This window comes from Terasakiella pusilla DSM 6293 (genome assembly GCF_000688235.1).
In the GTDB taxonomy this organism is placed as follows: Bacteria; Pseudomonadota; Alphaproteobacteria; order Rhodospirillales; family Terasakiellaceae; genus Terasakiella; species Terasakiella pusilla.
This window is the reverse complement of sequence record NZ_JHYO01000030.1, coordinates 40,957-48,061: the sequence shown is the minus strand read 5'-3', so window position 1 is coordinate 48,061 and position 7,105 is coordinate 40,957. Positions and strand designations below refer to the sequence as shown.

Genomic DNA, 7,105 nt, shown 5'->3' with positions numbered 1-7,105 from the left:
ATTGACCTCAATCTCGCGCACCAACTGACGCTCGGAGCGAATGCCAAAGAGATAACCGACCAGTAAAGCCTTAAACAACATAGTCGGATCAAGCGGAGGTCGACCATTATCGGCGCAATATAAAGGCGCCACTTTGTCGTGAATGAAACTGAAATCAATATGCGCATCAATTTTGCGCAAAAGATGGTTGGACGGAACCAGACTATCCAGACTGACCATCTCAAGTTCCGTTTGTTGAGGACCGCGTTTTTTAAGCATTCCTCATTGAATCACAAAGGCCTCGCCAAGGCGAGACCTTTGTCAGCAATCTGAGGCGCTCTCTTTAACAGAAAGCGCCTTTTTCGTATCCGCTATCGGGATAAATCAGTCTTCGCTGCTATCTGACAACAAAGCTTCTGCAGCTCTATCTTCAGCCTTTTCCAGCTTCTTTGCACGACCACGTGCAATAACCGCCAGCTTTTCCAGATCAGCTTCTGTACACAATCCCAGTGTGACTGGGTTGCGTGCTGTAATGTTAGCAGAATTCCAGTGCGTTTTATCGCGAATCGCTTTAATGGTCGGTTTTGTTGTCCCCAATAGTTTCGCAATCTGCACGTCTTGCAATTCCGGGTGATTTTTCAACAACCAAGCGATCCCGTCCGGACGATCCTGACGTTTTGACACAGGCGTATAACGTGCGCCTTTGCCGCGCGCTGTAGGCACAGGGTTGGTAGACTTAGCCAGTTTCAGGCGCGCTTTCGGGTCTGCAGCGCAACGATCCAGCTCTTGTTGTGTGAGCTGACCGTTTGCAAGCGGGCTGAGCCCCTGCATCCCCATACCGACATCACCGTCCGCAATCGCTTGAATTTCAAGCTCGTGCAAACCACAGAAATCGGCGATTTGAATAAAGCTCAGTGCCGTATTTTCGACAAGCCAAACGGCCGTCGCCTTTGGCATAAGAGGCAGCGCCATCTTGTTGATCCTTATGCTAGAATTTATGAATAGAACCTGATCGATCACAATCGACCCATTTTCCTTACTATATAGTCCGTTTTTCGCTCAGGTCAAACACCTTCGCAATTCACACGCTTAACTTTCAACATTTAGAACAATTTTACCGATATGTGCACTGCTCTCCATCAATTCATGTGCTGCGGGAGCCTCCTCCATACCAAAAGTCTTGAAAAGGACAGGTTTCAGCGCACCACTTTCCAATAAAGGCCAGACTGTCTCTTTTAATTGACGGGCAATCTCGGCCTTAATCGCCAAAGGTTGCTGACGCAGGGTCGACCCGGTGATGGTCAATTGCTTCATCATCACCGTCATAAAATTCACTTCCGCAGTGCTGCCTTGTAAATATGCGATATTGATCAGGCGACCTTTACGCGCCAAACATTTGATATTGCGTGCGATATAATCACCGCCCACCATATCCAAAATCATATCAACGCCTTTACCTTCCGTGGCTTCCTTCACGTCCGTGACAAAGTCTGTCTCTTTATAATTAAAAGCAGCCGTCGCCCCTAAATCGAGACAGGCTTGGCATTTTTCCTGATTACCCGCGGTCGTGTAAACAGTTGCCCCCAGTTGCGATGCCACCTGAATCGCGGTCGTCCCGATCCCACTTGACCCCCCATGCACCAACAAAGTTTGTCCCGCTTTTAACCCACCTTGTAAAAAAAGGTTAAACCAGACGGTAAAAAATGTTTCCGGCACGGCAGCTGCTTCTGCCATGGAAAGAGAAGCCGGAATCGTCAGGCACTGTTCTGCCGGTACGTTGCAATATTCAGCATAGCCGCCGCCGTTTGTCAGGGCGCATACACGGTCCCCAATCGCAAGTCCCGTCACTCCCTCAGACAGGGCCACAATCACGCCGGCAACTTCCAGCCCCGGCAGGTCGGATGCCCCTGGCGGTGGCGGATATAAGCCTTTGCGTTGAATGACATCGGGTCGATTTACCCCCGCCGCATGCACCTTGATCATCACCTCGCCAGAAGCCAGTTCAGGGCACGGGCGCGTCGCGACTTTAAGCACGTCAGGCCCCCCGGCTTCGCTGATTTCAACACACTTCATTGCCTCATCTGTCATGCGGCTGCCTCTATCCTTTTGATTTCATATATCTGTGTTTTCTAAAGACTTTAATACAAATTGACAAATGTCATTTTTGCTGCATTGCAGCAACTTTTTAGCCTTGACCTAGGGGCCATTGCACGAATACAGTGCACTTGCCGACACAAAAGGCAAGTTTGACAGGTTGAGGCCACAATAATAAGGGCTGTCGCTTACAAAATGCGACAGCCCATAATTATTTCAGGCCTCCTGCTGCCGATAAAACGATACAAACCCAAAAAATCAGACAGATTCTATTTTATCATTTGCCGTTGAAGGGGATTCCGGCTAGAAAGCCGCGTTTGGATTTTTTACTCGCACGCCATAAGCGGATGGATTTAATGACTGACAGAGCGTTACTGCCAACAGGCCTTGAAGATGTATTACCGATTGATGCTGAATATGAGGCTTCGGTTGTAGACCATCTCATGTCCAGTTTCGCCACTTATGGCTACGATCGGGTAAAACCACCCCTCATCGAATTTGAAGACAACCTGCTGCAAGGCAGCGGTGCCGCGATTGCGGGCCAGACCTTCCGCGTCATGGACCCCATGTCCCAACGCATGCTGGGCATTCGACCGGACATGACCGTTCAGGTGGAACGCATCGCCACAACCCGCCTTGTCAAAGAACCGCGCCCATTGCGTTTAAGCTACACAGGTCAGGTTTTGCGCGTCAAAGGGTCACAATTACGTCCCGAACGTCAGTTTGCCCAAGCGGGTGTCGAACTGATCGGCGCCGACAGCCACGCCGGTGATTGCGAAGTGATTTTGCTTGCCATGGATGCTTTGACCAAAGCCGGTGCGGAACGTCTAAGCGTTGATCTCGGCCTGCCCCGTCTGGTCCCGGCCCTGTGCGAAAGCATGAACATCGATTCTGACACTCAAGAAGAACTGCGTACGGCCCTTGATCGCAAGGATGCGGCAAGCGTAAAAGCCTTGGGTGGTAAAGAAGCAGACCTGTTTGCCAAGCTGCTGGATAGCGCCGGACCCGCCAAACCCGCGATTGAAGCGTTGAAAAAGCTCGATCTGAAGGGGGAAGCAGACGATCTGCGTACAGCCCTGATGAGTGTCTTTGACCAAGTCAGCGCACAGGCCCCGGACCTCAACATCACCATCGATGCTGTTGAAAACCGCGGTTATGAATATCACAGTGGCGTGACTTATACATTTTACGCCAAAGGCGCGCGCGGCGAACTTGGACGCGGTGGCCGTTACATCGCCGGATCAGGCGAGACGGCCAGCGGCTTTACCTTCTATATCGACAGTCTGATGCGCGCCTTGCCCGCACCGACGGCAAAAGACAAGATTTTCGTTCCGTTTGGAACCGATGTTCAACAGATTACGGACCTGCGTCAAAAAGGTCACGTCTGTGTGAACGCCCTCGAACAATCAAAAGACCCGGCTGGCGAAGCAGCCAGACTGGGCTGTAGCCATATTTTCAAAGACGGAAACATTGTGTCGCTCTAGGTTTGAAAACCTGCGACCAGTATGGAGATTTTAGCAATGACAAACGTAGTTGTAGTCGGTTCCCAATGGGGGGACGAAGGCAAAGGCAAGATCGTAGACTGGCTCTCGGAACGTGCCGATGTGGTCGTGCGCTTCCAAGGCGGTCATAACGCCGGTCATACGCTTGTTATCGACGGTGTGAAATACAAACTCAGCCTTCTGCCTTCCGGGATCGTTCGGGGCGGCAAGCTGTCAGTGATCGGCAACGGTGTTGTTATCGACCCGGCTGCCCTGCTTAGAGAAATGGACACCATCCGTGGCCAAGGCGTTGAAATCAACCCACAAACCCTCGCAATCGCTGAAAATGCTTGCCTGATCCTGCCTGTTCACCAGCTACTTGATCAAGTGCGCGAAGAAGCCTTGGGCAAAGCCAAAATCGGCACCACAGGTCGCGGCATCGGTCCGGCTTACGAAGACAAAGTCGGGCGTCGTGCAATCCGCTTCGGTGATCTGGCCGACCCGGAAACTTTGGGTGCGAAAGTTGAAAAACTGCTGGAACACCACAATGCGATCCTGCGTGGTCTTGGCAAAAAAGAATGGAGTGTAGAAGAAATTCTCACACCATTGCTTGAAATGGCACCGCAACTGATACCTTATTCCCAAATTGTTTGGCAATTGCTGGACGACGCCACAGCACGTGGCGAACGTATCCTGTTTGAAGGCGCACAAGGCACTCTGCTGGATATCGACCATGGGACAGTCCCGTTCGTGACCTCCTCCAACACAGTTGCCGGTCAGGCTTCTGCGGGTTCTGGTATGGGGCCGGGCGCACTTTCCTACATTCTGGGGATTACCAAAGCCTACACCACACGTGTTGGTTCCGGTCCTTTCCCGACAGAACTGTTTGACGAAATTGGTCGTGGCCTGGGTGAGCGCGGACACGAGTTTGGCACGGTCACAGGGCGTGAGCGCCGTTGCGGCTGGTTTGACGCTGTCTTGGTACGCCAAGCCGTTAAAGTGAACGGCATCACAGGGATCGCCCTGATGAAACTTGACGTCCTTGACGGGATGGACGAGCTGAAAATCTGCACGGGCTACGAACTCGATGGCAAAATCATCAAACACCTGCCGTCAAACCCGGCTGAGCAAGAACGTGTAACACCGATTTACGAAGTGATGGGAGGCTGGTCCGAAAGCACCGAAGGCGCACGGACTTGGGCTGATCTTCCGGCAACTTGCGTCAAATACATTAAACGTATTGAAGAACTGATCGAAACACCGGTTGCCGTTTGTTCAACCAGCCCGGAACGTGACGACACAATCTTGGTGACAGACCCGTTCAAAGGCTAATCGTTTCACAAGAACGACTGAAAAACCCCTTACTTAACGGTAAGGGGTTTTTTATTGATATTCATTTCCTTTTAATCATTGTTTTATATGATTATTGTCCAATTCGATATACTATCGTCACCAGTGTGCAAATCGTACAAAGACAGATTTAAAAAACTTAGGCAATCGTAGGGCATAAATGGCCGAGCAGGATCAAGGGCAAGCACAGGCGGCCCAACAGCAAGCACAGGAAAAACAGAAAGCGATGCCGCCTGCGATGTTGGACCGTTTCCAGATCTTTCCGGGCCAGCCACTCCCTGAGCTTAGCACTCCTTCCGCCAAGGCCTATCACGCCGAAGATAAACGCAATACCGAACGCAAGCTCTTTGCCTTGATCGCCCCGCCCTATCTGGGGGCGCGTACAGGGGTGATGGATGTCCTGAAAGGGGCGAATATTCGCGGGGCCATGCCTTTGGTAGACTGGGGTGTCGTTCATTGGCCCCTCATGAACCAACGCACCGTTGCTGTGATCTACGAACGTCCGGCCGGCGGCCGCTTACTGGACCACCTTGGCAAGATCAACCAGCACGAAATGGTGCGCAAGATCATTGAACCGATTTGCCACGGCCTTCAGGAATTTGCAACACGCGGCGTGTCCCACCGACAAATTCGCCCATCCAACCTTTACTTTATGGATGGATCAAACGATCGTCTTGTATTGGGGGACTGCACGACCGTACCGCCCGGTTACGATCAACCCACTCTATTTGAAACCGTCGAGCGCGGCACCGCCCCACCATCAGGACGCGGCGCGGGCGATGTCTCTGATGATATGTACGCACTTGGCGTCACCACCTTGTTTGCCCTTGTTGGCGGCAATCCAGTCCCGCATTTTCGAACAGATGATGATATCCTGTTTTCCAAGATGCTCGACGGGTCCTACGCGACCCTGATCGGACAGGAACCCGTCCCCGTCAACATGCTGGAAGCCTTGCGCGGCATGTTATCCGATGACGAACACGAACGCTGGGGGCTGGAGCAGCTTGACCTTTGGATCAACGGGCGACGCCTGACACCGATGCAGAAGAAAGCCGCCCCAAAAGCCAAGCGTCCGATTGAATATGCAGGACGGGACCACTTTAACACCAAAACACTGTCCCTCGCCGTTTCGCGCATGCCCAGCCATGTTGAAAAACTGGTCAAAGACAATCTGTTGGAAACATGGTTAAAACGTGACCTCGAAAATTCTGACATGTCCTCCGCCGCCTCCAACGCCATCCATATGGCACAAACACAAGGCGGTGATAAAGATATCATGGCAGCGAGGATCAGCACCATCCTCGATCCCTCCCTGCCGGTCAGATATAAAGACTGCTGGTTTATGCCCGACGGATTCGGTACAGCCTTTGCCAACAGCGTCCTGCAAAAAGGTAACGCCAACACCCCTGTTGAGGTCATCTCGCGGGGCTTGCCGCGTGCCTGGTTTGATGCGCAAGATACCTATAACCCCGTCTATGTCGCCCTTGAAAAGAACTTCGATCAGCTGCTCGACTTTACACAGGATCGCAAAATCGGCTATGGCGTGGAACGATGCCTCTACGAAACCAACCCGACGCTGGCCTGTCAAAGCCCGATCCTTGTCGAAGAGTATGTCACAACAATCAAAGAGCTGATGCCTGCCCTTGAACGTGTGTCGGCAAAAATCGACAAGACAACACGCCCGATAGACCGTCATATCGTGGCTTTCATCGCCGCGCGCCTCAACCAGAACATCGATCCCCACGTCAAGGCCGTCGGGGATGAACGTGTGGAAATTGCCACCCTTGGCATGTTGAGCCTGCTTGCATTGGTACAATGGCGCACCAAGTCCGGGAACTTGCTGGGCTTCACCAGTTGGGTCGGCGCCCATATGGGACCGGCCATCAAAGCCTTTCACAGCAAATCCATCCGGGAAGAGCTGGAAAAAGAAGTTCCCAAACTGATCCGTAAAGGCAATTTGGCTGACCTGTTTAACTTGCTGGATAACGCAGAACAACGCGCCCAAGACCAGATGGATTTTGACGAAGCCAGCAAAGAGTTTCAAGATGCGGAAAACGAGATTAAAGACATCGAAAGCGGCTCTAGCGCTTTACAAAAAAACTCGACCCGCATCGGACAACAGGCAGCTGCCATGACCTCTATTGTCATTTCCCTGCTGATCATCACCGTTACCTTTATCGGTACATTGTGGTAGGAATGTA

6 protein-coding genes are annotated in these 7,105 nt (G+C 52.0%); 3 read left to right on the top strand and 3 right to left on the bottom strand.

The window, feature by feature from the left end; genetic code table 11:
* The 3 genes from Q397_RS0116785 to Q397_RS0116775 form a co-directional block, all read right to left on the bottom strand.
* Window positions 1-258: transposase (locus tag Q397_RS0116785; protein ID WP_028880399.1), on the bottom strand; the 258-nt coding region annotated here is incomplete at its 3' end.
* Window positions 259-363: 105 nt separating this feature from the next.
* Complete coding sequence (locus Q397_RS0116780) at window positions 364-951, bottom strand: DUF1013 domain-containing protein (protein ID WP_028880398.1); 588 nt, start codon at window positions 949-951, stop codon at window positions 364-366.
* A gap of 117 nt (window positions 952-1,068) precedes the next feature.
* Entirely contained in the window at window positions 1,069-2,067 is a 999-nt protein-coding gene (locus tag Q397_RS0116775; RefSeq protein ID WP_028880397.1) for an NAD(P)H-quinone oxidoreductase, read from the bottom strand.
* A 362-nt stretch (window positions 2,068-2,429) separates the two neighbouring features.
* Between Q397_RS0116775 and Q397_RS0116770 the strand changes: the two genes are divergently transcribed.
* The 3 genes from Q397_RS0116770 to Q397_RS23125 all read left to right on the top strand — a co-directional run bounded on the left by Q397_RS0116770 (window position 2,430) and on the right by Q397_RS23125 (window position 7,098).
* Complete coding sequence (locus tag Q397_RS0116770) at window positions 2,430-3,557, top strand: ATP phosphoribosyltransferase regulatory subunit (protein WP_028880396.1); 1,128 nt, start codon at window positions 2,430-2,432, stop codon at window positions 3,555-3,557.
* A gap of 36 nt (window positions 3,558-3,593) precedes the next feature.
* Window positions 3,594-4,886, top strand: coding sequence for an adenylosuccinate synthase (locus Q397_RS0116765; RefSeq protein WP_028880395.1), 1,293 nt, complete (start codon window positions 3,594-3,596; stop codon window positions 4,884-4,886).
* Window positions 4,887-5,064: 178 nt separating this feature from the next.
* Window positions 5,065-7,098 (top strand): protein kinase family protein, encoded by a 2,034-nt coding sequence (locus Q397_RS23125; protein ID WP_051610234.1) that lies wholly within the window; start codon window positions 5,065-5,067, stop codon window positions 7,096-7,098.
* The last annotated feature ends 7 nt before the right edge of the window (window positions 7,099-7,105 follow it).

Coding starts and splice junctions, on each gene's coding strand:
- Q397_RS0116780 (WP_028880398.1), bottom strand. CDS start 951: ATGGCGCTGCCTCTTATGCCAAAGGCGACGGCCGTTTGGCTTGTCGAA.
- Q397_RS0116775 (WP_028880397.1), bottom strand. CDS start 2,067: ATGACAGATGAGGCAATGAAGTGTGTTGAAATCAGCGAAGCCGGGGGG.
- Q397_RS0116770 (WP_028880396.1), top strand. CDS start 2,430: ATGACTGACAGAGCGTTACTGCCAACAGGCCTTGAAGATGTATTACCG.
- Q397_RS0116765 (WP_028880395.1), top strand. CDS start 3,594: ATGACAAACGTAGTTGTAGTCGGTTCCCAATGGGGGGACGAAGGCAAA.
- Q397_RS23125 (WP_051610234.1), top strand. CDS start 5,065: ATGGCCGAGCAGGATCAAGGGCAAGCACAGGCGGCCCAACAGCAAGCA.